The sequence below is a fragment of the Sporolactobacillus vineae DSM 21990 = SL153 genome (assembly GCF_000377985.1).
Taxonomy (GTDB): Bacteria; Bacillota; Bacilli; order Bacillales; family Sporolactobacillaceae; genus Sporolactobacillus; species Sporolactobacillus vineae.
The window spans coordinates 57,990-81,451 of sequence record NZ_KB899047.1; the positions used below are offsets into that span (position 1 = coordinate 57,990).

General features: G+C 50.0%; 20 protein-coding genes. 12 read left to right on the plus strand and 8 right to left on the minus strand.

All coding sequences use genetic code 11. The features are described from left to right. Window positions 1–301: 301 nt before the first annotated feature. The 3 genes from D889_RS0109290 to D889_RS0109300 form a co-directional block, all read right to left on the minus strand. Window positions 302–988 carry an NAD(P)H-dependent oxidoreductase gene (locus D889_RS0109290; protein WP_010631795.1) on the minus strand — a complete coding sequence of 229 codons (687 nt, stop codon included), beginning with the start codon at window positions 986–988 and terminating at the stop codon, window positions 302–304. 121 nt (window positions 989–1,109) lie between these two features. Beyond that, window positions 1,110–1,418 carry a hypothetical protein gene (locus D889_RS0109295; RefSeq protein WP_010631796.1) on the minus strand — a complete coding sequence of 103 codons (309 nt, stop codon included), beginning with the start codon at window positions 1,416–1,418 and terminating at the stop codon, window positions 1,110–1,112. Window positions 1,419–1,507: 89 nt separating this feature from the next. Further along, the gene (locus D889_RS0109300; protein WP_010631797.1) at window positions 1,508–2,200 is read right to left on the minus strand and encodes a tyrosine-protein phosphatase; all 693 of its coding nucleotides are present in this window, start codon (window positions 2,198–2,200) and stop codon (window positions 1,508–1,510) included. Between the two features lie 132 nt (window positions 2,201–2,332). Here D889_RS0109300 and D889_RS0109305 point away from each other — a divergent pair, with 132 nt between their 5' ends. The 6 genes from D889_RS0109305 (at window position 2,333) to D889_RS0109335 (ending at window position 9,498) form a co-directional block, all read left to right on the plus strand. Beyond that, a complete protein-coding gene (locus D889_RS0109305) occupies window positions 2,333–3,067 on the plus strand; it encodes a GDSL-type esterase/lipase family protein (protein ID WP_010631798.1) in 735 nt (244 codons plus the stop codon). Window positions 3,068–3,540: 473 nt separating this feature from the next. Further along, window positions 3,541–5,568 (plus strand): transketolase, encoded by a 2,028-nt coding sequence (tkt, locus tag D889_RS0109315; protein ID WP_018962300.1) that lies wholly within the window; start codon window positions 3,541–3,543, stop codon window positions 5,566–5,568. A gap of 35 nt (window positions 5,569–5,603) precedes the next feature. After that, window positions 5,604–6,527 (plus strand): shikimate dehydrogenase, encoded by a 924-nt coding sequence (gene aroE, locus D889_RS0109320; protein WP_238537640.1) that lies wholly within the window; start codon window positions 5,604–5,606, stop codon window positions 6,525–6,527. After that, window positions 6,524–7,522 (plus strand): 3-deoxy-7-phosphoheptulonate synthase, encoded by a 999-nt coding sequence (gene aroF / locus D889_RS0109325; RefSeq protein WP_010631801.1) that lies wholly within the window; start codon window positions 6,524–6,526, stop codon window positions 7,520–7,522. Before aroE ends, aroF begins: the two co-directional genes overlap by 4 nt. 2 nt (window positions 7,523–7,524) lie before the next feature. After that, window positions 7,525–8,610 (plus strand): 3-dehydroquinate synthase, encoded by a 1,086-nt coding sequence (gene aroB, locus D889_RS0109330; RefSeq protein ID WP_010631802.1) that lies wholly within the window; start codon window positions 7,525–7,527, stop codon window positions 8,608–8,610. 111 nt (window positions 8,611–8,721) lie between these two features. Beyond that, on the plus strand, window positions 8,722–9,498 hold the full coding sequence (locus D889_RS0109335) for a tyrosine-protein phosphatase (protein WP_010631803.1): 777 nt from the start codon (window positions 8,722–8,724) through the stop codon (window positions 9,496–9,498). 66 nt (window positions 9,499–9,564) lie between these two features. Here D889_RS0109335 and D889_RS0109340 read toward each other — a convergent pair whose 3' ends face one another. Further along, window positions 9,565–10,746, minus strand: a complete 1,182-nt coding sequence (locus D889_RS0109340; protein ID WP_010631804.1) for a CapA family protein — start codon at window positions 10,744–10,746, stop codon at window positions 9,565–9,567. A 268-nt stretch (window positions 10,747–11,014) separates the two neighbouring features. Here D889_RS0109340 and D889_RS0109345 point away from each other — a divergent pair, with 268 nt between their 5' ends. Both D889_RS0109345 and htpX read left to right on the plus strand, forming a co-directional pair. Continuing rightward, window positions 11,015–11,560 carry a LemA family protein gene (locus D889_RS0109345; RefSeq protein ID WP_010631805.1) on the plus strand — a complete coding sequence of 182 codons (546 nt, stop codon included), beginning with the start codon at window positions 11,015–11,017 and terminating at the stop codon, window positions 11,558–11,560. 12 nt (window positions 11,561–11,572) lie between these two features. After that, window positions 11,573–12,463, plus strand: a complete 891-nt coding sequence (gene htpX / locus D889_RS0109350) for a zinc metalloprotease HtpX (RefSeq protein WP_010631806.1) — start codon at window positions 11,573–11,575, stop codon at window positions 12,461–12,463. Window positions 12,464–12,553: 90 nt separating this feature from the next. Here the strand turns inward: htpX and D889_RS0109355 are convergent, their stop codons facing one another. The 4 genes from D889_RS0109355 to hemH form a co-directional block, all read right to left on the minus strand. Continuing rightward, the gene (locus tag D889_RS0109355) at window positions 12,554–14,002 is read right to left on the minus strand and encodes a purple acid phosphatase family protein (RefSeq protein ID WP_010631807.1); all 1,449 of its coding nucleotides are present in this window, start codon (window positions 14,000–14,002) and stop codon (window positions 12,554–12,556) included. A 368-nt stretch (window positions 14,003–14,370) separates the two neighbouring features. Beyond that, complete coding sequence (locus D889_RS0109360; RefSeq protein WP_010631808.1) at window positions 14,371–17,298, minus strand: insulinase family protein; 2,928 nt, start codon at window positions 17,296–17,298, stop codon at window positions 14,371–14,373. A 185-nt stretch (window positions 17,299–17,483) separates the two neighbouring features. After that, a complete protein-coding gene (locus D889_RS0109365; RefSeq protein WP_010631809.1) occupies window positions 17,484–18,566 on the minus strand; it encodes an Ldh family oxidoreductase in 1,083 nt (360 codons plus the stop codon). A gap of 171 nt (window positions 18,567–18,737) precedes the next feature. Continuing rightward, entirely contained in the window at window positions 18,738–19,703 is a 966-nt protein-coding gene (gene hemH, locus D889_RS0109370) for a ferrochelatase (RefSeq protein WP_010631810.1), read from the minus strand. 260 nt (window positions 19,704–19,963) lie between these two features. Here hemH and D889_RS0109375 point away from each other — a divergent pair, with 260 nt between their 5' ends. The 4 genes from D889_RS0109375 (at window position 19,964) to D889_RS0109395 (ending at window position 23,408) form a co-directional block, all read left to right on the plus strand. Continuing rightward, window positions 19,964–21,178, plus strand: coding sequence for an MFS transporter (locus tag D889_RS0109375; RefSeq protein WP_010631811.1), 1,215 nt, complete (start codon window positions 19,964–19,966; stop codon window positions 21,176–21,178). Between the two features lie 140 nt (window positions 21,179–21,318). Next, window positions 21,319–21,657: a winged helix-turn-helix transcriptional regulator gene (locus D889_RS0109380; RefSeq protein WP_010631812.1), complete on the plus strand. Its 339-nt coding sequence runs from the start codon at window positions 21,319–21,321 to the stop codon at window positions 21,655–21,657. A 71-nt stretch (window positions 21,658–21,728) separates the two neighbouring features. Further along, complete coding sequence (locus D889_RS0109385; RefSeq protein ID WP_010631813.1) at window positions 21,729–22,367, plus strand: nitroreductase family protein; 639 nt, start codon at window positions 21,729–21,731, stop codon at window positions 22,365–22,367. Window positions 22,368–22,595: 228 nt separating this feature from the next. Then, window positions 22,596–23,408, plus strand: coding sequence for a basic amino acid ABC transporter substrate-binding protein (locus D889_RS0109395; RefSeq protein ID WP_010631814.1), 813 nt, complete (start codon window positions 22,596–22,598; stop codon window positions 23,406–23,408). Window positions 23,409–23,462 lie beyond the last annotated feature (54 nt).

A 23,462-nucleotide genomic window follows, 5' to 3' on the forward strand; every position in this document is an offset into this window, starting at 1 on the left:
TATACGGCCTGGCTGATAAATCGTGAATTCGGCTGATATGTGCTCAGATCGGCTGATAAATCCCGGCCAGTTCCGGAAAATCCGTCTGAGGCGGCACATTTTTCCTTCCGCAGGGTAAATTATTGCCTGTCTGCTCGCAATTCCAGCCTGATTTCTGTCATTACTTACTCTTTTTTACGTATTTCCTGTCTTAAATGTACTTGCCGGGAACTTATCCGTCAAAGAATTATTCCTGTCGTCAGTGCAAAAAGAAAAAGCCTGAAGAAGTGACTCTTTAACAGGCTTCCTCATACTGAAAAGATCAGTTGATCCATTCGACAACATCCTGAATCGGCTGTCTCGTCTTCGCACGCGGTTCCCTGGCCCGATAACCGAAAGCGACCATACAGGCGATCCCGTAATCGTCACCTTTGATTACGCCTGCGTCCTTCAGCAGCTGTTCCACCTTTTCCTTGTCGAAGCCTTCCATCGGGCAGGAGTCGATGCCAATCTCTGCCGCAGCGGTCATCATGTTGGCCACAGCCAGATAGTCCTGACGGCAGCCCCATTCGAAGAAAACACGGTCGTTGCCGGTCAGCCCGAAATCATTTTTTTCAAAATTTCCGATGGCATCGGTCATCTTTGCGACCACATCCGCAGGCATCTTCTGGATGTCCTTCAGCATGTGCTGCACGTGAGCGGACCGAGCATCAAGACTGTTCGCCTTCCGTGACAGAACCAGAACAAAATGACTCGCTGTGCGCAGCTTTTCGACAGCTCCCCAAGCCGGTCCTTCCAGTCTTTTTCTCAGATCTTTATTTTGTACGACGACGAATTTCCATGGCTCGAGGCCGAACGAGCTCGGCGACAGATGGGCGGTTTCAAGAATAAAGTTGAAATCCTCATCGCTGATTTTTTTATCCGGATCGAACTTCTTGCAAGCGTGCCTGAACTGAAACGCCCGGATAATCGCATTTTTCACCTGTTCCTTGTCAATTGTCTGTGCCATCCTTTTAAATCCTCCTCTAAAGTGCCGGTAAATGAATGAATTTCCGGCATGATGTCCACAGAGAATAGTATAGGTTCTCTATGTGAAAATATTAACTGAACCGCTCAAAGCAGCATGATCATCACAGAAAAATGAACGCCAGGGCGACAAAAACGGCCCAATAGGGGAACCAGAGGGTCAGACTGACGGCATACCAGATGGTCGCCTTCAGGCCCTTCGGGCGGCGTCCCGACAGGCCTTTCATGAGGAAGTAATAGATCGCTGCTGCCGCAGCAGCCAGCAGGAAAAACCATTGCGGCGCTGCATCCGGTGAAATGTGAAGCAAAGCGGCGGTCTGCGCCGGACGGAACAGCAGCATCGTTGCCGCGGCCAGCAGAAGACCGTAGCCGCAGCTGAGCAGATTCAATTTAAGCGGCCTAATCGGCTTCATTTATGTCAGACTCCCGCAGAAATGTACTTTATGACGCAGCAGAGTTTTTCAGACAGCGGATACCCGAACGTCGTAAGATCCCCATTTCATCAGTGGAGTAATTTGCTTTGCAACTGGCTTATTTCTTCGTCGGACAGGCCGATCCTATTCAGGTAATGATGAACGGAGCCATAGGTTTTGAAAAATTGGTCGAGCGTCTTTTCCATATAGATCATATCCGTGCGTCCAACGTATTCCGGAAGGCCGGGATGCTGCTTTCGCAATGCATCAATCAAGCGGCGCCGATAAGTATAGGAAATCTGATAATCCACAAGAATATCACTTTCCGATACGCCTGCTGTCAGCAGAAGAAGTGCGGACACGACGCCGGTCCGGTCTTTCCCGGCAGCACAGTGGATGACGACGGCGCCCGGCTGCCCGGCGATCGTCTGCATGACCCGGCGCATGATCGGAAAATCGGAAATGATCCGGGCATACAGCGGCGGAACGCCTTCAGCCGATCCCGGATCCTGATTACCGATCGCAAACGGGCAGTGGATATAGGTGAAGTCGGGCAATAGCGCGAATGCACTTGGTCTGACAGTAATCTCTCTTGCCGAGCGAAAGTCGATGGCGGCCGTCACGCCGAGATTTTTAAGTATCCTAATGTCCTGCCCGCTGAGGTTGAGCGGGACATCGCTGCGGATAATACGGCCGAACCGGGTGGCGCCGCTATTTGTCGGATAACCGCCCAGATCGCGTGTATTCAATGTACTTGAAAGTGGAATTCTGCGTAATGGCATCATCAATTGTCTCCTTATCTATTATTATAAGCTGTTCTGCGCTGTTTCCGGAATAAAAAGCTGTCACCTCGTTGATTAATCATTCCATTCCGGTAAATCGTGGTACGATGGGATTAAAAACAGGAGAATCTCATGACGCATCGGGGAATATTCATTTTATCGCTTGCTTTTAATTTTGCCTTTATCCTTGGGTCAGCATTTCTGCTTTTGTTCCGGGGCGGTCTGGTGCCTTTTGAAACCTGGCTTGGCCTTCATCCGCCGAATAAACTGCGTCACCCGCTGGTCAGTGTCAAATACGGCGCCAACACACTCGTGAATCAAAGACATTATGACGTCGTCTTCATCGGTGACAGCCATACCGACTTTTTTCAATGGTCCCAGTATTTTCGCCGCACGTCCTGTTCAAATCAGGGGATTTCCGGAGATACGACGGAGGGCGTCCTGAGACGACTGGATCAGGTTCGCAGCGATACGCCGGACAAAGTCTTCCTGATGGTCGGCGTCAATGATTTGCGTCATGGACGGACGGTCGGCCAGACCGAGCGGGGTTATCGGGAAATTGTCCGTCGTCTGATCCGGGAAAACCCGCAGACCGGAATTTATGTCCAGACGATCTTCCCGGTGAACGACAAAAAATATCCGCTCTATTTTCCACAGAATCCGGTGGCGCTTAATCACGAGATCAATCAGATGAACCGCTGGATTGCCGGCTTGCCGAAGCAATATTCGCGGCTTATGCTGATCGACAACCGTCCGATTCTGGATGAGAAGGGACAGCTTCCTGCCCGGATGACTGTCGACGGACTGCATCTGAGCAGCAGGGGTTATGAAAAGTGGACGGCACATTTGACACGTTATGTTTATTAAATTCAGAAAATACAATTTGATGATCAGCCTCGCCAGACAGGCAAAATGTTCGGACAATGAGCCGGCAGATCTTCTGAATCGTGTTGACAAAAATCTTCATGACTGATATGTTTATGTCACTATCATTCAAGGAGCCCTTAAAAATGGCAACAGTGAATCAATATTTGGTCTCACAATTGAATCGATATTATTACTTTGGTTGGTTTAGGTAGTGTTTGCAGCTACACACGGTGTGGATGCAAACACTTCCCCGTTTGCATCTATACCGGCCGGAGTTTTTAAGCACGAATAAATAAGAATACGAAGCCGCATAGATGTTGCAATGAAAATTGTCAATAAGCTGTGCGGCTCTTTTATATCCTCAGACCAGCGAGGAAAAACAGATTAAGAGTCCCGGGTTTATTGACTGCCCCGGGGCTCTTTTTCGACTATTGGGGGATCAGAGAATGCGAAAACAGGAGGGAGAAAAGATCATGTTTGATGAGATTGATCAGTTATGTGTCAATGCCGTGCGTATGCTGAGCTGCGAAAGTATTGAACGGGCCGGTTCCGGTCATCCGGGGCTGCCTCTGGGTGCTGCGCCGATGGCTTATGTATTATGGCGGAACTATCTGAATCTGAATCCGGGTGATCCGGAATGGTTCAACCGTGATCGTTTTATCCTGTCGGCCGGCCATGGTTCGGCCATGCTGTACAGTTTGCTGCACCTGGCCGGATTTTCCCTGACCATTGAGGATTTAAAGCAATTCCGCAGGTTCCGCAGTAAAACCCCGGGCCATCCGGAACGGGGTGTCATCGGCGGGATCGACGCTGCCACAGGACCGCTTGGGCAGGGCCTCGGCATGGCGGTCGGCATGGCGATGGCCGAAGCACATCTGGGTGCGATGTATAATCGGGGCGATCTGGCTGTCGCCGACCATCACACTTTCGTACTTTGCGGCGACGGTGATTTGATGGAAGGAGTCTCTCATGAAGCGGCGAGCCTGGCAGGACATCTGAAACTGAATAAGCTGATTGTGCTTTACGACTCGAATGCCGTCTCACTGGATGGACCGACTTCCTGCTCTTCTTCCGATGATGTCCGCCGCCGTTTCGAAAGTTATGGCTGGCACTATCTGTCCGTTGCCGAAGGTAATGATCTGAATCAGATTGATGCCGCGATTGGCGAAGCAATGAAACAGACGGACAGGCCGACGATTATTGAAGTCAGGACGGTGATTGGTTTCGGTGCTCCGGATCAAGGGACAAATAAAGTCCACGGCACACCGCTGGGTCCGGAGGGCATGGCTGAGCTCAGAGACCACCTGCACTGGGATGCTGCCGATTTCACCGTTCCAGGAGCTGTCTATGACCGCTTCCGGGATAAGGTTTCGGCACGCGGGGCCAAAGCTGAAGCATCATGGCACCGGCGCGTTGCCGAATGGGAGACAGACAATCCGGCACTGGCCCGGCAGCTCAAGCAGTCGCTGGCCTGCCGGCTGCCGGAGACCTGGAAGAACGAGCTGCCAAAGTATACGGAGGGTGCGCTGGAAGCGACGCGAAATGCAAGCCATCAAGTGATCCAGTCGCTCTCCAGTAAAATACCGTTCCTCTGGGGCGGTTCTGCCGACTTGTCCAGTTCCGACAAGACAAGCATTGAAGGCAGCGGCAGGTTCAGCGCGGCCGACCGGATCGGACGCAATATCTCCTTTGGTGTCCGGGAATTTATCGAAGGAACGGCGCTGAACGGGATTATACTTCACGGGGGCAGCAAGGTCTTTGGCGGAACCTTCTTTGTCTTTTCAGACTATATGCGTGCTGCGATCCGGCTGGCCGCACTGCAGCACCTGCCGGTCATCTATGTGTTCACTCACGATTCCATCGCTGTCGGGGAGGACGGGCCGACGCATCAGCCGGTGGAACAGCTGATGAACCTTCGGACAATGCCCAATGTGTCGGTGATCCGTCCGGCAGACGCCAATGAAACCGCTGCTGCCTGGGAAGCGGCGCTGCAATCCCGGACACAGCCGACGGTGCTCGTCCTTTCCCGGCAGAAACTCCCGGTGCTTCAGGATACAGCAGATCTGGCCGGGGAAGGAGTTCGTCGCGGCGGGTATGTGCTTTCACCCCAGAAAGGTGCCGTACCAGAAGGCATTTTGATTGCGACCGGTTCCGAAGTGCATCTGGCTGTCGAAGCGCAGCGTGAATTGTTCCGGGAAGGGCATGATGTTTCCGTGGTCTCGATGCCAAGTTTCGACCGGTTCGACCGACAGAGTCCCGCATACCGCGAAGCGGTGCTCCCTTCCCGGGTGCGCCGGAGAGTATCGGTGGAAATGGGTGCGACACTAGGCTGGGAACACTTTACCGGATCCGACGGCATCTGTCTCGGCGTGAACCGGTTCGGCGCCAGCGGCCCGGCAGCAGACCTGCTCCCGGCCTATGGCTTTACAGTGGATCATGTGGTCGGTGCCTATCGCCAGTTAGTCCGGGAAGTTCCGGATGCAGCGTCTGTAGGGAACTAAAGAAAGATTATTTTTACGCGCTGAGCGTGAAGGGGGTGAATCAATTGAATGATTTTATTGATGGACGGACGCGTCTCTACGGTCTGTTCGCCCATCCTGCGGTGCACAGCCTGTCTCCGTTGATGCATAATCTCAGCTTTCGGCGCAGGCAGATCAATGCCGTTTATCTTGCTTTTGATATCACTTCAGATTTCAGTGATGCCATCCGAAGTATCCGTCAGCTGAATATGGGCGGCGTGAATTTATCGATGCCCTTTAAGAAACAGGTGATTCCTTATCTGAACGAACTGACCCCGACGGCGAAAATGGTTGGTGCCGTGAATACGGTGGTTCATCGCCAGGGACATTTGATCGGCGCCAATACGGATGGAACCGGCTTCTTTGCAAACCTGCGGGCACGCCACTATACGCTCAGAGGTAAAACAGCAACGGTTCTCGGCGCGGGCGGTGCCGGCCTGTCGATTATTGCCGCCGGTGCTTCTGAGGGACTTGGGATGATCCACGTTTTCAAGCGTCGCAATGTCACTTTCCCAAAGGTCGAAGCAAAGTTAAGAGAATTTGCGCAAATTTATCAGACACCGATCCTTCTCCATGCCTATGATGATCAGACTGATTTAAAACGTGCCGTACGTGCCAGTGATTTTCTCATTAATACGACGAATATCGGTATGGGGAATGACCGGCAGTCGATGCCGCTGACCGGGGAGGAAATGGGCGCACTGCTTCCGTCGTCCGTTGTCTGTGATATTATCTATGAACCCAGAAAGACACGCCTTCTGCAGGAGGCTGAAGCGCGCGGCTGCGAAACAGTTAACGGACTGGGCATGCTGATTTATCAGGGGGCACAGTCATTTAAACTCTGGACACATGAAGAAATGCCGGTCGTTGCCGTCACAGCAGCGATCGAGAAAGAATCAGAAACTAATTCGGAAACGAATAATGGAGGAAATAGATCATGATTATTCAATTCAGACAGCCAGATACAGAAATTATCGGTGAATTAAAAGGGAAATTCGAACGAATACCGAAACAGGTTTATGTCTCGGGTACCCATATGGCTGTGATTGGACTGGATCATTTTAATTTTACAGTCCGTGAATCGGCGGCGATCCGCGAAGTGATTACGGAAACACCATCTTACGTGCAGGGCAGCCGGGTTTTTCACCCGGAAGACACGGTCATCCGGCTGCCCCACACGCAGATCGGCGGGAAAAATTTTACGCTGATGGCCGGCCCGTGTTCTGTGGAGTCAGAAGAACACGTGAAGCGCATGGCGGCGGTCGCCAGGGAAGGCGGCGCGACTGTACTGCGCGGCGGGGCGTTCAAACCCCGGACGTCCCCGTATTCGTTTCAGGGTCTGGGAGAAAAGGGGCTGCGTTTCCTTCGTGAGGCGGCCGACGAGAACGGAATGGACGTGATCACTGAGGTCATGGATGAAAGCCATGTCCCGCTCGTTGCCGAGTACACCGATGTATTTCAGATCGGCGCACGCAATATGCAGAACTTTTCATTACTAAAAGCAGTAGGGAAAACCCGGATTCCTGTTGCTCTGAAACGCGGTATGTCCGGAACCGTCGATGACCTTCTTAATGCTTCTGAGTACATAGCGAGTGGCGGAAATCATCATATTATGCTGATTGAGCGCGGTATTCGTACGTTTGACAATAAATACACACGGAATACGTTCGACCTGGGGGCAGTTCCGGTCCTGCAGAAACTGACCCATTATCCGGTTATTGTCGACCCGAGCCATGCCGTCGGTGCCTGGGATCTGGTTGCGCCGATGGCTTATGCCGGTACGGCCTCCGGTGCGAGCGGGATGATTGTCGAAATCCATGATGATCCGGAACATGCTTTTTCCGACGGCCCGCAGGCGCTGAAGCCGGACACGTTTCTGAAAATGGCGCAACATGTTTTGGACCTCAGGCGTTTAATGGATGCCTGGGAGGGATAATCGTGAAAACCATTCATGTGGCTCTACCAGAGAAAAATTATTCCGTCCACATTGAGCCGGGCATTTTGAGTCATCTTGGAGCCTGGGTTGCGAAAATCTGGACGCCGCGTCAGATCGCTGTAATCAGTGACAGCCATGTCGCACCGCTCTATCAGGAGCAGGTGATTGCGCAACTGAGCGGTGCAGGTTTCCATGTGACCGCTTACGTGGTGCCAGCCGGTGAGGCATCCAAGAACTGGATGGAAACGATTCGGCTCTATCGGAAGCTGATGAACGACCACTTCCAGCGGACAGACGGTATCCTGGCGCTGGGCGGAGGCGTTGTCGGCGATCTGGCAGGTTTTGTTGCATCGACCTACATGCGCGGACTGGCGCTGATTCAGATTCCTACGTCGCTGCTGGCGCAGGTGGACAGCAGTGTCGGCGGCAAGACAGCGATCGATCTGGATACCGGCAAGAATCTGGTCGGTACCTTTTATCAGCCGGATGCGGTTTTTATTGATCCTGATCTGCTGGCTACATTACCGCAGCGTTACCTGGCGGAGGGCTACGCAGAAGTCGTCAAAATGGCCGCACTTTCCGGGAACGGTTTCTGGGCGCTTATGGAACAGATCAACCGGCCGGAAGATATTTTAAAACATGCGGAGGCACTGATTGAACAGAGTGTCGCATTCAAAGCAGAAGTGGTCATAGATGACGAGAAGGAAAGCGGCCGCAGACAGATCCTGAACTTCGGCCATACGATCGGTCATGCCATTGAGTTGCTGGCTCAGGGCAAACTGGCACACGGAGAAGCAGTCAGTATCGGTATGGTGCAATTATCCGGGCTTTTTGAAAAATACAGACTGTCTCCGCCGGGGACGGCAGCAATGCTGACGAGCCGGCTGCGGGCCGCAGGGTTACCGGTTGCTTCGTCTCTGATCGGGACAGCTGATTTTTATGAAAAAGTAAAAAATGATAAGAAGAATCGCAGCGGACGGCTGAATCTGGTGTACTTGCAGGCACTGGGCCAGCCTGCACTCTATCCGATTCCCGGCGATCAGGCCCGTCTGTTCTTCTCTGGAAGAATGCCGGAACCGAAGCGATAAGAGGTGTGTTCCCCAAAGTAATACACTCATCCGGAAGCTGAAAGTATGTTATGATGATCAAATAATGAGGTCATGAATCACTGATCATACATTTGCAGGAAGGATGAGGTTATGGAGAACCGGCTGTTTACAGAGAAAAAGCTTCCGTTAAAAGGCGTGTTCAATTTCCGCGATATGGGCGGTTTGAAAACAAGGGACGGCAGACGAATCCGCTCCGGCCTTATCTTCCGGTCGGCTGAACTGGCCGGGCTGACGGCTGACGATCTGGCATATTTAAAGAATCAGCAGATCAGGTTTATTTATGATTACCGAGATAAAGCGGAAGCAGACCTGAAGCCCGATCCGAAAATAGGAAATGAAGAACATATACGTGTGGCTGTCAACGGGGAGGATCGGCTGACGGCGCATTCGGAATGGGATCCGGCGACTTTTTATCGTTCGTTCACGGTGGAAAAATTTGCCCGAGTTTATGCAGATATGCCGATCCATAATGCTTCCTATCAGACGATGATGCATCTGGTAGCCAGGCCTGAGAAGAATCTGCCGCTGATCCACCACTGTGCCGGCGGGCGCGACCGGACGGGTGTCGGTTCCATGCTGATTCTCAAAACACTTGGCGTTTCCGATGAGACAATTGTTGACGATTATTTGCTGTCGAACCGGCTGCTTCATACGTATCATCAGGAATTATTTGCGGATGCGGCCCGTTATCTGTCCGGAGCCGCTCTGCGACGTTTCGAGCAAGGTTTCCTGCTGCATGAGGAGTTTATCGAAGCTTCCATGAAGGCCATCACGAACACCTACAGGACTTTCAGCAATTATCTATCAGCCGAGTTCGGCATCAATGAAAAGGTGCGGAAAAAAATACAGGATTTCTGCCTGGAATGATGACGAAAAAACGTATTTACTGTCTCCTTACGCTAGGGAGATTTTTTTTATCCATCAGCAGAAGATTCACTGTCTGCCTGTTTGCACGCCGTCAAGCTCATGGTGCATTATTTCCCGATATTTCTGATGCGCATTTTTCAGACCATAGGCCCCTGCGTCAGACAGAGGTACTACGCGATACATGCCTCCCTTGTGGGTGACATAGGTTGGGAAAAAGGATGGTCTGCCTAAACGGACAGATATGGTTTTCCCGTCCCTGATCTTCTTAGTCACCCTGATGGTTGCCATACCGCCGAGCTGTTTATATATTCCGTCCTTCTGTCCGGAGAAAAAGTTCCCCAATGAATAAACAACGAGTGCGGTTCTGCCGTCCCTTGCTTTAACCCAGTTCATCGGCTGCAGGACATGAGGATGCGCGCCGAAAATAATGTCCGCTCCCGAATTAACAACAAAACGGGCCAGCGCTTTCTGCTGCTGATCCGGAAGACGCTGATATTCAATCCCCCAGTGCATGCTGACGACGACAAGGTCTGCCTTCTTTCTGGCGGCAAGGAGATCCCTGCTTATTTTCTTCTTATCGATCAAATTAACAAGATAACGTTTGTGTTCAGGGATCGGCATGCCATTGGTTCCAAAGGTATAGGAGAGCCAGGCCACACGGATTCCATGTGAACGGGTCACGACCGTCTTGTTGGCATCAGCAGGCGTCATATATGTGCCAACGTGCTTCATACCGATCCGGTTCATGAATTTCAGTTCGGCAACGATGCCGGCTTCGCCCTTATCCAGAGCATGATTGTTTGCCGTCGAAGAAATGTCGACCCCGGCATCCTTGACAGCCAGTCCGACTTCCTGAGGGCTGTTGAACATCGGATAAGAGGATAAGCCAAGCTTCGCACCGCCGAGCACAGACTCCTGATTGGCCGTCAGCATATCCGGTTTCTGCATAACCTTTTTGACAGCACTGAACGCTGGTTTGAAATTGAATCCTTGTCGCGTCCGGGCGGGATTGTATACACGGTCGTGAATCAGAATGTCACCGACGGCGCCGATGGTCATCTTTTGGGTTGTGATTTTGTCTTTTGCCGGTACCGGGGAAGTTCGTGTGGGCGCGGCACTGGTCTGTGAATGATTAACCGCAGTTCCCGGCCGGTAAAAATGAATGACCCGGTCCGCACCATAAATAATGGAAAATAAAATAATCAATGTGAGCGGAATGAGTATGATCTGTTTAATATATTTTTTCATCACCAATATCACCTGTGCAAGAAGATCTAAAGGCCGATCTGAAAAAAAGGCCACCAGTGCCACTCTATCACATGATAGACCGAATCGGTAGGACGTTTTTGTCAGTAACCGTCGAAAAAAGCCGAAACAGGGCATATCTCAGAGGCCGGGAACCGGAATTGCCGGAAACTGTAACAAGTGGGGCGAACCGTCTGAATACACTGCGAATCATGGTATACTTTAATAGAAAAGGATATGACGATCCACAAAATGAAAGGATGAATACCGAATGACACTGATCATTGTTATCGCTGTAATTGCGATTATCGTGATTTTCTTCATTGTTTCATACAACGGTCTGGTTAAGTATCGCAACTGGGTTCAGGAATCTTTCAGCCAGATTGATGTTCAGCTGAAGCGGCGGCATGATCTGATTCCGAATCTGGTTGAAACCGTGAAAGGTTACGCCAAACATGAAAAGGAGACACTTTCTCAGGTCATTGAAGCACGCAACCGTCTGGTCAGCGGGACCCCGCAGCAGCGCATCGAAGCAGACAATCAGATTGAAGGGGCACTGAGGTCGATTTTTGCCCTGGCGGAATCCTATCCGGATCTGAAGGCGAATCAGAACTTTCTCAGTCTGCAGGAAGAACTGGCTACGACTGAAAATAAAGTCGCTTATTCACGTCAGCTCTACAATAAAACGGTCAAGGATTACAATATCAAACGGGAGTCCTTTCCAACCAATCTGATCGCCGGACTATTCGGGTTCAAACGGGAAGAATTGCTGACGATCCCGGAGACGGACCGCGAAGTTCCAAAGGTGACGTTCTGACGGAGGCCCGCCATGTTATATCAACAGATACAGCAGAATAAGCGAAAAACATTCGTGCTGCTTGTTTTCTTCTGCCTGCTTGTACTGGCCATCGGCTGGGCGGTCGGCTACTTTGCCGGCGGGGATTCGTTGATGGGTATTGTGATTACGGCCATTGTTCTTTGCTTTTATGTGCCGGTCACCTTTGCCAGTGCAAAGGCGCAGGTACTCGGCATGGCCGGTGCCCATGAGATTCAGAAAAAAGATAATCCGATGCTGTTCAATGTTGTTGAGGAACTTTCCGTGGCCGCCAATGTACCGATGCCGAAAGTCTATATCGTTGACGATCCGTCTCCGAATGCCTTTGCGACCGGCATGAAGCCTGATTCAAGTGTGATCGCCTTTACCAGTGGATTGCTGAAACGGCTGAACCGGGAAGAAATTGCCGGCGTGGCCGCTCACGAATTCTCCCATATCCGTAATTACGACATTCGTCTGATGACTTTATGTATTGCGCTCGTCGGCGTCATCATCGTCATTGCCAACGTCGGTCAGCGGATGTTCTTCTGGGGCGGGGGCAGGAACAGTAAGCGCAGCAATGATAAGTCCAATCCGATCCTGATGATTGTCGCACTCGTGTTAATTATCCTCGCACCGCTGGCGGCTCAGTTCGTGCAGCTGGCGGTTTCCCGAAACCGTGAATACCTTGCCGACGCTTCGGCTGTGGAACTGACGCGGGATCCGCAGGGCCTGGTTCAGGCGCTGACCAAGATCAGCAGCGATACGGAGGGTCTGAAGAATGCCAAACCGGCGACGGCATCGATGTATATTGCCAGTCCGTTCGGAGAAAAACGGAAGGCGTCGAACTGGTTTGCCACACATCCGCCGATTGAGAGCCGGATTGAGCGGCTTAAAGCCATGTAATGATGAATGAAATGAGCAGTAAAAGCGGCTATCTGAGGATAGCCGCTTTTACAATGGCGCAAGATGATCTGCCGGTCTGATTCACTGGGTTCAGCGCTGGTTCACACTGTTCTTGACGATGCCGAACTGATCGATGACGTAGGGTGCAGTGCCTTTGATCCGGTCAACTTCATAGACAACAACCGTGAGCTTGTTGTTATCGATCGTCACACCGGCAAAATTCTGAATCGCGCCGCGGACCGGTCTTGTCGGATCAGACGGATCGAGTCCATACTTCAGCGCATGGTTCTCTTCCGCACGATCGAACATATTAAAGAAGGAATCACCAAGCAGCGGCGAGGTATTTCTCTTGTACGTTTTCGGTCCGGCTGTGGCCGGGATCACATAGACAGCGCCGTCCGGGTTTACGGAATAATCGATCGCCTGTCCATTCAGCCATTCGGTGATTTTTGTCGGCTGTGTGGCCTGATTCTGGCCGTTGATCGGTTTTGAGCGTGCATAGATATGATCGTGGCCCTGGATGACCAGATCAACGCCAAGTTTGCCGATCAGCGGAGCAATCTGATTGCGGACGCCGTTTGTATCGATGATATCGGAGTCAGTGGCATGATTTGAGGTTGTATAAGGTCCTTTGTGGATCAGAACGACGGTCCATTTTGCCCCGGCTTTTTTTGCTTTCTTGATATCTGAAGTCATCCAGTTTACCTGAGCCGGAGTGAAATCACGGTACTGACTGGAGTCTTCATTCGTATTCAAGACCACAAAGTGTGTGTTGCTGTAAGTGAAAGAATAGTACGCCCCTGTCGTATTGGTATCCGAAGCAGCGGGTTTCAGATTGAAGTGGTCGATAAACGCATTATTCTTGCGCTCATGATTACCGGCAGCCGGTACGACCGTTGTATTTCCCCAGACCTTCTGACTGTTATTGATCAGCCAGTCCCACTCGGGTTCAACCGTTCCGTCGTCAACAAAGTCCCCGGTTACCGTCATGAACGAATAATTTTTCACCGTAGCTGCAGCCTGATTAAAGGTATCGGCGGCAAGTTCTCCTTCACTTTCACTTTTTGCCTGAGGGTCGGTCAGTTCGAGAAAGGTGAAGGCAGTGTTCTTTTTTGGCGCTGTTTTAATGATGCCTGTTTTACTCCAGATACCGGCTTTGGCATCACCCACACGGTAATAATATTCTGTGTTCGGTCTCAGGCCCTTTGCTTCAGCCTTGTGAACCTGCTCGGCAGAGCTGTTCGATGAAACATAGCTTGTCCCTTTAAAACGCAGTGCTTTGTCAAAGCGGGGCTGGCTTTTCCCTGCCTTTTTCACCAGTTGAAGATCACTGCGGACGGACTGCAGGCTCGTGTACCAGGTGAACCCCTTTGTCGTCCGGGAATCTCCCGTAAAGGTAGGAACCACTTTCGTTACAGCGATTCCCGGCTGGTTTGTTTCTGCCTTGGCTCCGATCCCTGGTGAGATGATGCCGATCCCAAATGTCAGCATGCCGGCAATGAAGAGTGCACCCAACTGTTTCGCGTGCCAGAATTTCAAAATTTTTCACTCCCTTTGAGATTGAAATGCCCTTCACAGAAAATTTTAACGAACATACATCAATGTGATGAAAAGGGGCTGTTACTTTTCGGTAAATGTACGGACTTTTCTCATGGGCGAAAAGATTAAAAAGAAAAGGTCACTGCGACGGTTGATCCACATAGTGTTAAGGACAGCGAGACAATTCTGCATCACTGTTTTCCGAAATAGTGAAGCAAACGAACGTGTACTTAAGACTTTTTAATGAACAATTAATGGATAAATAATGGTAAATATTACTATAAATGTGGCATGAACGTGTCGCTGACAAATAAGTGCGGGTAAAAAAATGCCGCGGATGAACATCCGCGGCGCTTCATTTTTAACTTTTAGCCGAACGTATCCACACAATCTCCGAACAATTCTTTGTCTTCCTTGATTTTTGATTCGCCGCCGAAGACGCAGATGTGATTCTCATCGGTGACTTTCTGCAACAGTCCGGAGAACTTCTGGATGTCTTCAGGTGTTGTCGCAAGCACTTCCTCACGGATCCGCTGAATATCTTGTTCCGATACATGGGCGAAGTAGCGCTCGTCGGACAATTCGCCGATACCGCTTGGTGTCAGCGGAGCGTCCAGGCTGGAGATCGTGCCGATGATATATTTGGTCATCGTGAACGGATCCGCTTTGAAAGACGCGGCAAACTTGGCTGATTCATCATAAATTTTCAAGGTTTCGCGCAGATTCGGATCGCGATAGGACCAGAAAATGAAATTGCCGGAGGATTCGGCTGAGATCCCGCAGCCATAGGCACCGCCAAGCACGCGGACACGGTTCCACAGATAATCCAGCGTCAGCGCCTGTTTCAGCACGAGCATCTGGCCGGTATAGTCAAAGCCGAGCTGTCTGAAATTGGCACCCTTCGCAGCATACTGCACTTTGCTTGAGGTCATCAGGCCTTCGTTACGGGCCGGAATCAGATCAATCGAAACGGATGATGTCCGGCTATCCGGAATGGCTTTCAAATCCAGTTGGTCAAACTGTCCTTTAAACTGTTCAAAGATCTCATGATTTCCGGTCAGTCCGATGATCAGGCGATCTTTGCTGAACAGGGAACCGGTCAGTTGCTTCAATTCACTGGCCAGCTGATCGTACTTCTGATCGAAACCGGCATCCAGATCGCGGATGAACTGATAGAAAGCCAGTCCCCTGAGCCGTTCCTTGTATGCTGCCGATTTTGAAAAATAAGCACCGACACGCCGCAGTGCAACGGCATTGCCGCTCTGGTTGAAGGCAATCTCCAGGCGCGATTTGATTTCTTTGACCAAGTCATGAATCCGCTTTTTGTTGTCGAACCGGCTGCGGCCGAGAATATCATGGATCAGACGGATGCCCTCCGGCAGTTTGTCCTGCAGGATCTTGGCTTTGACGGTAAACTTCGTCGCGAGCTGACTGTCGTCGGTTTTATCCGAAATGACATTGGTTTCAAAATGAACGTCGCCGGTCTGAATGTTGAGTTCATTGACCAGTGCTTCGTAGTCGTAAGTTTCCGTGTCGATTTTCCCGAGCAATTCCTTGAGCAGTGCAAGCAGCGGAATTTGATCCTGAGGCACTGCAGCAGTGTCGAAATACAGGCCGAGATAGGCAATCTTATTTGTCGGCAAGTCGTGAAAGAGGGTTTTGACCCCATCGATTTCGGTTTCAGATAGCGGCAGTGCTTCAGTTTTCTTGTCAATGTCGTCGAGCGACAGCAGCGGAATTTTACGCAGATCTTCCGGACGGTCTTCTGACGACTGGCGCTGCTGCAGCTTCTTCGTGTTGGCCGCGAGCTGATTCAGTGCGGACGGATCAAGACGCTTTTTAAATTCGGCAAGTTTCCGGTTTAATGCCTCGGCTTCTTCACCCGCCATAGTCCGGGAGGGCTTGACGACGACCAGCGATTCATGGTTGCTGTTCAGCAGGTATTTTTCAATCAGCGATTCAAAATAACGGCCGGACAATGCCTGTTTGATCTTCGCCAGTGTTTTTTCAAAACGCATGTGGGTGAGCGGATCTCCGTCATAAAGCCAGCTGTCCATGATCGTGATGCTGTAGATCAGCCCTTTCGGCATCGAACCGTAATCCGCTTCACGCAACTGAAACTCTTTGACGTTGATAGCTGCTTCGATCAGCTTTTTGCTGATCCCGTTCTGAACAAGACCGCTCAGCGTATCACGAACAACCTTTTTGAAAGCATCTTTCTGATCTTCATTGGCATTTTTTACATTCACAGAGAAATAAGGCTGGCGGATGCTGTTGTCGTAGGAGCCGAAGACATCACGGCCGATTCCGGCATCGAGAATGGCTTTTTTCAAAGGGGCAGCAGGACTGTCCAGAAGCAGATAGTCGAGCATGTCGAAGGCCAAATACGTCTCCGGATCGGTTGATTCTGAAACGGCGAAATTCAGACTCAGATAGGTCTTATCCTTCTCGTCTTCGCCCGGGAGAATCGGGTAAGAACGGACCGCTTCCGTTTTTCCGGTCGGTTTCTGCTCGGCGATCGATGAATCCACGTCAATCTTGTCAAACTGGCTTAAATACTGTTTGTCCAGATAATCCAGTTTCTGATCGATATCCAGTTTTCCATACAGGTAAATATAGCTGTTTGCCGGGCTGTAATATTTATGGTGGGAATCAATAAAATGCTTGTAGGTCAGCTCCGGGATATACTCCGGATCGCCGCCGGACTCGAATCCGTATGACGTATCCGGAAACAGCGAACTCTGGTTGGCACGCATCAGTAAACCTTCCGGCGACGAGAAGACCCCCTTCATTTCGTTGTAAACAACGCCCTTCAGATGGATCGGTTCTTTGGCATCATTCAGTTCATAGTGCCAGCCTTCCTGCTGAAGGATTTCCTTGTATTTGTAAATGTTCGGATGGAAGACCGCATCGAGATAAACATCGATCAAGTTCTGAAAATCCTTGTCATTTTTGCTCGCCAGCGGATACATCGTCTTGTCGCTGAATGTGAACGCATTCAGAAAGGTACTTAAAGAACCTTTCAGTAATTCGACGAAGGGTTCTTTCACCGGGTATTTATCAGAGCCGCAGAGAACCGAATGCTCAAGAATATGAAAAACGCCGGTATTGTCTTCCGGCGGAGTCCGGAAACTGATGGTGAAAACCTTGTTTTCGTCTTCATTCCGGAGATAGAGCAGCCGGGCACCGCTTTTGACATGCCTGAAAAGAAAGGCTTCCGAGCCGATATCCGGGACTTGTTCTTTATGTAAAAACTGGAATCCGTGATAGACTTCATTCTGCTGATACTGGGTCATAAGTCCGCCTCCTGTAAAAATGTCGTACACGTAATGACTGTTGCAATGGCTGTTTTCCCAGTTTATTATACAACACCTGTTAAAGAATTATGAATCGGTACGGTATCAGGCGTTAAACCCCAAAAAGAGATAAAACCTCCGTCGCCTTTGGTGGCTTTTTGGAGGTTTTACCGTTCGTTCAATGATTACAGTGCTTCCGGCACAGTGACGTTCAATTCCTGACCAATTCGTTTCAGATCCGCAGCCGTCTTGTCGTCCACGGCAACCCCGTTCTTGCTGTTCTCGGCATAACGCTTGTATTCACGGTCACCCGGAATCTTGATCTCGGTATTCGGCAGGTGTTCCAGGTTCCGGATCCGATCAAACATGCTCGTGACGTGCTCTCTCAGTGTATCCAGATCACCAAAGAACGACGGATCAATCGTCATCAGAAATTGACTGAAGTCATGCTTGCCGACGCTTGTATCGGCAGAAATAGACCCTTGCGCCAGGATACCTGTCAGTAATTCGACAACCAGCGAATTTCCTAATCCCTTGTAATTTGAATTATTTTCTTCAACGCCGCCAAGGGTCAGGACGCCGCCGCCCTTTTGATGGGGTGTGAAGGCTGCTGTCGCAAGAATATCTTCAGCTTTTCTGGCGCTCTTCACAATTTTGCGGTCTTTATCAACAGCCCATTCACCGGGAATATCCTGATTGTTTTTGTCCAGAACCTGAATTTTACCGCTGGATACGACGGACGTTGCCCCGTCAAACACAAACGGATGGGGTTCTGCCGGGAAAGTGAAAGCAAACGCGTTTGACCCCAAAAAGGCTTGCGTCGCATTGGTTGGCACGACCAGCGGGCGGGTATTCGTGTTGGCAATGCCGATCAGCCCTTCCTTAACAGCCATTCGTGCCCAGTATCCGGCGGTTCCAAAATGGTTTGAATTTCGAATGACGGCGATGGAAACAACCGACTTCTTCGCTTTCTCAATCAATTGATGCATGGCAAGTGCACAGGCGACCTGGCCCATGTTCTTGTTGGCATCGATCAGTAAACTTGTCGGCGTTTCTTTCAAAATCTTGACTTCATTTTTCGGTTCAATGGTGTGTTCTTTGACCATGTTCAAATACCATGCCAATCGCTGAATACCGTGAGATGAAATGCCGCGCAAGTCAGCATCCACCAGTGTATCGGCGAGCAGGTCACTGTTTTCTTTTGAAAAGCCGGTTGCAGCAAATACCTTCTGTAAATATGTACGTTCAGATTCTGCACTAATTCTCATGATGGTCCTCTTTCCTATCCTGTAATTGATTTCCCGTAATCCGAATTTTGACGATTAAATAGGCCCTTATTTAATCACTATACTCTTGTATATTTAATCTGAACAAAAAATTCAATATTTTCACTAACATAAGTATTGAAACGGTTACACGGAAGTGAAGCATGCCGTCCGTTATGATCCGATCCTTTTCCGGACGAGGTCTTCCAGACAGTTGAGAAACAGCGGATGGTCGTTCACCGCCGGCAGGTAATGGTAATGGCTGCCGCCTGCCTGATGAAAAACAGCCGCATTCTCCTTCTGGAGTTCTTCCAGCGTTTCAATACAGTCTGAAGTAAAGGAAGGAGCTGCAATCAGGATGTTTCTCACACCGTCGGCGGGTAATTTCCTGAGTACTGAGCTTGTGGCCGGTTCCAGCCACGGCTCATTGCCGAATTTCGACTGAAAGCTCTCAATAATTTTCAGGTCCGGAAACTTTGCTCTCAGGGCATTGGTGGTTTTCCGGCAACGTTCCGGATAATCGTCACCGCTTTCTGCGTAGCGGACGGGTATGCCGTGATACGAGAGAACCAGAGCGTCGGGAGCGTCGTTTTCAACCAGATAAGGCCGGATTCGGTCGGCAATGGCATCTATGTAATCGGCATGATCGGGATAATCACGGATAAACAGGAATTCAGGCAGATCACGCCATTTGGCAACCGTCCGGATGGTCCGGTCCCAGATTGCAGCGGTCGTGGTTGAGGAGTATTGGGGAAACAGCGGCAGAAGAACGAGCCGGCGCATACCCCAGCGGTGCAGTTCTTCAAGTTTGTCCGGAAGTGAAGGATTTCCGTAATTCATTGCCAGTTCCACCCGGATATGATCCGGAGCCAGACGCTTTTCCAGTGCATCCCGCTGCTTGCGGCTCCAGTAGAGCAGCGGCGATCCGTTCTTCGACCAGATGGACTGGTAAAGCCTGGCGGATTTGCCGGGCCGGACGCGCAGGACAATTCCGTGCAGAATCGGCAGCCATTTCCAGCGGGGCAAGTCAATGACCCGCGGGTCGCTGAGAAACTCTCCGAGATAGCGGCGCACCGAAGCGGTGTCCGGGGCGTCGGGCGTACCCAGGTTGACAAGCAGTACAGCAGTTTTTGCAGTCATCTTATCATCTCATCTCAAGTTTGCTGTTCTTTCATTCTATCAAAGCAGAATACATTGGGGACAAGAACAGAAAAACTTTTTAAAGGATCTTCAGGAGGCTGGTATACTGAAACCATCAAACAAGGGGGATTCGCTCATGCAAAAATCAAAACTGTTCTGCCTTAATCGGAAAACAGGGGAGGCAGTTTGCTGAAGCTCCATACTTTCTCCTGTTTTCTTGCCTTTATTTAAAAAATATCAGAAAAGCAGGAGAATGAACCATGAAACAAACACTTGCATCAGGCAATATCCGGCTGCTGTTCTGGCTGGGAATATTCGGAACACTGAACTTTCTCCAGCCTGTGATGACTCTTTTCTATCTGAAGAACGGACTGACGGAGCGGGATATCTTTATTATTCTGTTCTGCTGGAGCTTTGCGGTCCTGATTGGCGAAATCCCGACCGGTGTTTATGCCGATCGTTTCGGGCCGAAGGTTTCGTTTCTGACCGGCTGCCTCGTCAGACTCGCCAGTATTTTTCTTCTATTATTTGCAACGGAACCGTGGCTGTTTTATGTCTCCAGCCTGATTAACGGTCTTTCCGTTACCTTTTATTCCGGTGCGGATGAGGCGTTCATCTATGAATCTCTAAAGGAGAGCGGCGAGACAGGCAAAATGGATCAGGCGATGGGGCGGATCCAGTCGGGCGACTTCATTGCGACGCTCATTTCGGTGCTGTTCGGGGCATTTCTCGCAAAAGATCTGAGCCATGATCAGTTTACGATGCTGATTCTGCTGACCATCAGCTTTCAGATCATCGAATTCGGGCTCACATTTTTTCTAAGGAATCCCAAAGCGGTAACGCAAAAGAAACAAGTCCGGGCATTTCAACAGATTAAGTCGGGGATCGGTGTCATTCGCCGCGCCCCCCGGCTGCTTGTCATGTTTCTCAATGTCACACTGGTCTTTATACCGGCTGGCGCCGTTTTTAAAAATTTTGATCAGCCTTATCTTGTAACCGCCGGGGTGCCGGTCGCCTGGATCGGCGTGCTCTATGCGCTGGCAGCTGTTTTCGGCTTTTTTGCCGCCAATTCGATAGGCCGGCTGACGCATTGTTGTTCACGGATCGTCCTGATGTATACGACCGGATTCCTGTCTGCGGCAGGTCTGGTGCTGGCGGCAATCTGCCGATCCGGAATCTGGACAGCCATCGGCATCTTCTTTTTACTGAAAATTGTCCAGGTTATTCGCTATCCGATCTATTCGCAGATCAGTAATGACTATATCCCGTCGGGAGTGAGGGCGACGACCATTTCGCTGCTGTCCATTGTGGATTCCTGTTGTGATCTGGCTGTGTTCTTACTGTTGATGCCGATTACTTCTGAAAACTCGCTGAGCAGTGTGTTCCTTGGCTGTGCCGTCATCGTTCTTGCCGGGACATTGCTTCCGATCCGGCCAATAAACAGCGATCCGGCCGGTACCCGTCCTTCAGATTGAAAATGGTATGCAGAGCTTAATCAAACGATTGATTAAACGCCTGTCCGCAATTGCTGCAGCCGGACATCATCATATCGTTCTGTTTAGTAGGTATCTTTTCATAAGTAGGTTACAATAAAATAAAGTCAGGGGTGATTAAGATGAAACGAACTTTATCAGTCTGTCCGAAATTTGAGAAGGCATTTCAAATCATCGGAAAGAAATGGAACGGACTGATTATTGAGGTGCTTTTAAACGGGGAGTGCCATTTCAGTATGATTGCCGATGCGATTCCGGAACTAAGCGACCGGATGCTGGCGGCACGTCTGAGAGAACTCGAAGCGCTCGGCCTTGTCGACCGGCATGTCGATACCGGCTATCCGGTCCAGGTCACCTACCGGCTGACGGAGAAGGGGCAGGAGATCCAGCCGGTACTTGCCGAAGTGCATCGCTGGGCAGACAAGTGGTTTGTTTCTGCCGCCGAAGCAAAAATAAAATAATTTACATTTGTCCCGGTCAACGCTATACTTACGTAAGTATCAGAAAATAAATTAGTTGGGAGCGGTTATTTGTGAACAGTGCATTGCAGGCTTTTGTTAAATCGAATGAATTTCTCGACGCAATAAAGAAACGTCGTTCTATATACGCCCTTGACAAAGACGTCAAGATCGAGAACGACAAAATCGCAGCAACCATTGAGGAAGCTGTCCAGTATACACCGGCGGCTTTTAATGCACCTTCTGCCCGTGCAGTCATTCTGTTTGGCGAGGAGAGCAGCAAACTGTGGGGTGAAGGCGGCATCGCGGAACAGGCCATCCGCAAAGTACTCCCGGAAGGACAGTCTTTTGAACCGACGGCGAAAAAACTGGCTTCCTTTAATGCAGGTATCGGTACGGTTCTATACTTTAAGGATGTTGCTGTCGTTAAGAATCTTCAGGAAAAATTTTCCCTTTATGCGGATAATTTTCCAGTCTGGGCGGAACAGACGAACGGAATGACTCAGTTTGCCGTCTGGACGGCTCTGGCCGATATCGGTATCGGTGCTTCGCTTCAGCACTACAATCCACTGATTGATGACGCTGTCCGAAAGACTTTTGATATTCCGGAAAACTGGGTATTGAGAGCAGAAATGCCGTTCGGCAATATTGCGGCACCGGCAGGTCCGAAGGAATTCCAGCTGATCAGCGAGCGTGTCAAAGTCTTAGGGTGACAGTAACATGAAGTAAACAGATTTGATCGGGGCAGAGAACGATTCTCTGTCCTTTTTTGTTTTCATCCATCAGGTCCATGTCTTTTCTTTCCGCCGGATCACCGAAAGTATATCAAGAATTATTAAAAAATTCTATAATTGGTCTGTCAATTCAGAAAAAATGAGGGTATAATGAAACATAATTTGATGCGATATCTTTTCATACATACTACTGGGGGTCAATGGAACATGAAGAAAAAGTTGTCTTTTCTGTCTCTTATTCTGGTGCTCGTGCTGGCGCTGACAGGCTGCGCTTCGGCGGGCAGCTCAGGCAGCAGCAGCGCAGCGGCCAAGAAGACGCTGCGGGTTGTGAACGATGCAACATACCCTCCTTTTGAATATCTCAATAAGGGGAAAATGACCGGTTTTGACGTCGACATTATGAAGGCTCTGGCAAAGGCGGCCGGCTATAAGTACAACCTGGTCAATGTCGGCTGGGATCCAGTGTTCGCTGAATTAAAAAATAAGACAGCGGATTTGAGCATTTCTGCAATTTCGATTACAAGTGACCGCGAAAAGACTTATGATTTCTCGGTTCCTTATTTTCTGTCCACAAATAAAATCCTTGTTGCCAAAAACAGCAGTGTTAAATCTGCAGCAGATCTGAAAGGGAAAAAGATCGCCGTCCAGTCCGGAACAACAGGACAGGTGGCCATTGAGAAAATTGTCGGGAAAAACAATCCGAATGTCAGAAAGTTCAAGACGATCAACCTGGCGATTCTGGATATGCTGAACCACGGTTCTGACGCCGTCGTTGCCGATAATACGGTGATTGAACAGTATGCGCGGAATAACCCGGGCAAAAATCTAAAAGTCATTCAGGATAATAAAGCGTTTGTTCCGGAATTCTACGGCATTATGTATCCGAAAAACAGCAAACTCAAGGCCGATTTTGACAAAGCGATTAATAAGCTCTACAATGACGGCACTTACAAAACAATTTATGAGAAATGGTTCAAGAGTACGCCGGATATTGCTGCTCTGAAAGCACAGCAGAAATAAAATGAGAAAATAAATGAATCTGAAGAGTTGCTTAACAGAAACGTTAGGCAACTT

Bases quoted from the DNA above. Each gene is read 5' to 3' on its own strand.
- D889_RS0109290 (WP_010631795.1), bottom strand. From the start codon at position 988: ATGGCACAGACAATTGACAAGGAACAGGTGAAAAATGCGATTATCCGG.
- D889_RS0109295 (WP_010631796.1), bottom strand. From the start codon at position 1,418: ATGAAGCCGATTAGGCCGCTTAAATTGAATCTGCTCAGCTGCGGCTAC.
- D889_RS0109300 (WP_010631797.1), bottom strand. From the start codon at position 2,200: ATGCCATTACGCAGAATTCCACTTTCAAGTACATTGAATACACGCGAT.
- D889_RS0109305 (WP_010631798.1), top strand. From the start codon at position 2,333: ATGACGCATCGGGGAATATTCATTTTATCGCTTGCTTTTAATTTTGCC.
- tkt (WP_018962300.1), top strand. From the start codon at position 3,541: ATGTTTGATGAGATTGATCAGTTATGTGTCAATGCCGTGCGTATGCTG.
- aroF (WP_010631801.1), top strand. From the start codon at position 6,524: ATGATTATTCAATTCAGACAGCCAGATACAGAAATTATCGGTGAATTA.
- D889_RS0109335 (WP_010631803.1), top strand. From the start codon at position 8,722: ATGGAGAACCGGCTGTTTACAGAGAAAAAGCTTCCGTTAAAAGGCGTG.
- D889_RS0109340 (WP_010631804.1), bottom strand. From the start codon at position 10,746: ATGAAAAAATATATTAAACAGATCATACTCATTCCGCTCACATTGATT.
- D889_RS0109345 (WP_010631805.1), top strand. From the start codon at position 11,015: ATGACACTGATCATTGTTATCGCTGTAATTGCGATTATCGTGATTTTC.
- htpX (WP_010631806.1), top strand. From the start codon at position 11,573: ATGTTATATCAACAGATACAGCAGAATAAGCGAAAAACATTCGTGCTG.
- D889_RS0109360 (WP_010631808.1), bottom strand. From the start codon at position 17,298: ATGACCCAGTATCAGCAGAATGAAGTCTATCACGGATTCCAGTTTTTA.
- D889_RS0109365 (WP_010631809.1), bottom strand. From the start codon at position 18,566: ATGAGAATTAGTGCAGAATCTGAACGTACATATTTACAGAAGGTATTT.
- hemH (WP_010631810.1), bottom strand. From the start codon at position 19,703: ATGACTGCAAAAACTGCTGTACTGCTTGTCAACCTGGGTACGCCCGAC.
- D889_RS0109375 (WP_010631811.1), top strand. From the start codon at position 19,964: ATGAAACAAACACTTGCATCAGGCAATATCCGGCTGCTGTTCTGGCTG.
- D889_RS0109380 (WP_010631812.1), top strand. From the start codon at position 21,319: ATGAAACGAACTTTATCAGTCTGTCCGAAATTTGAGAAGGCATTTCAA.
- D889_RS0109395 (WP_010631814.1), top strand. From the start codon at position 22,596: ATGAAGAAAAAGTTGTCTTTTCTGTCTCTTATTCTGGTGCTCGTGCTG.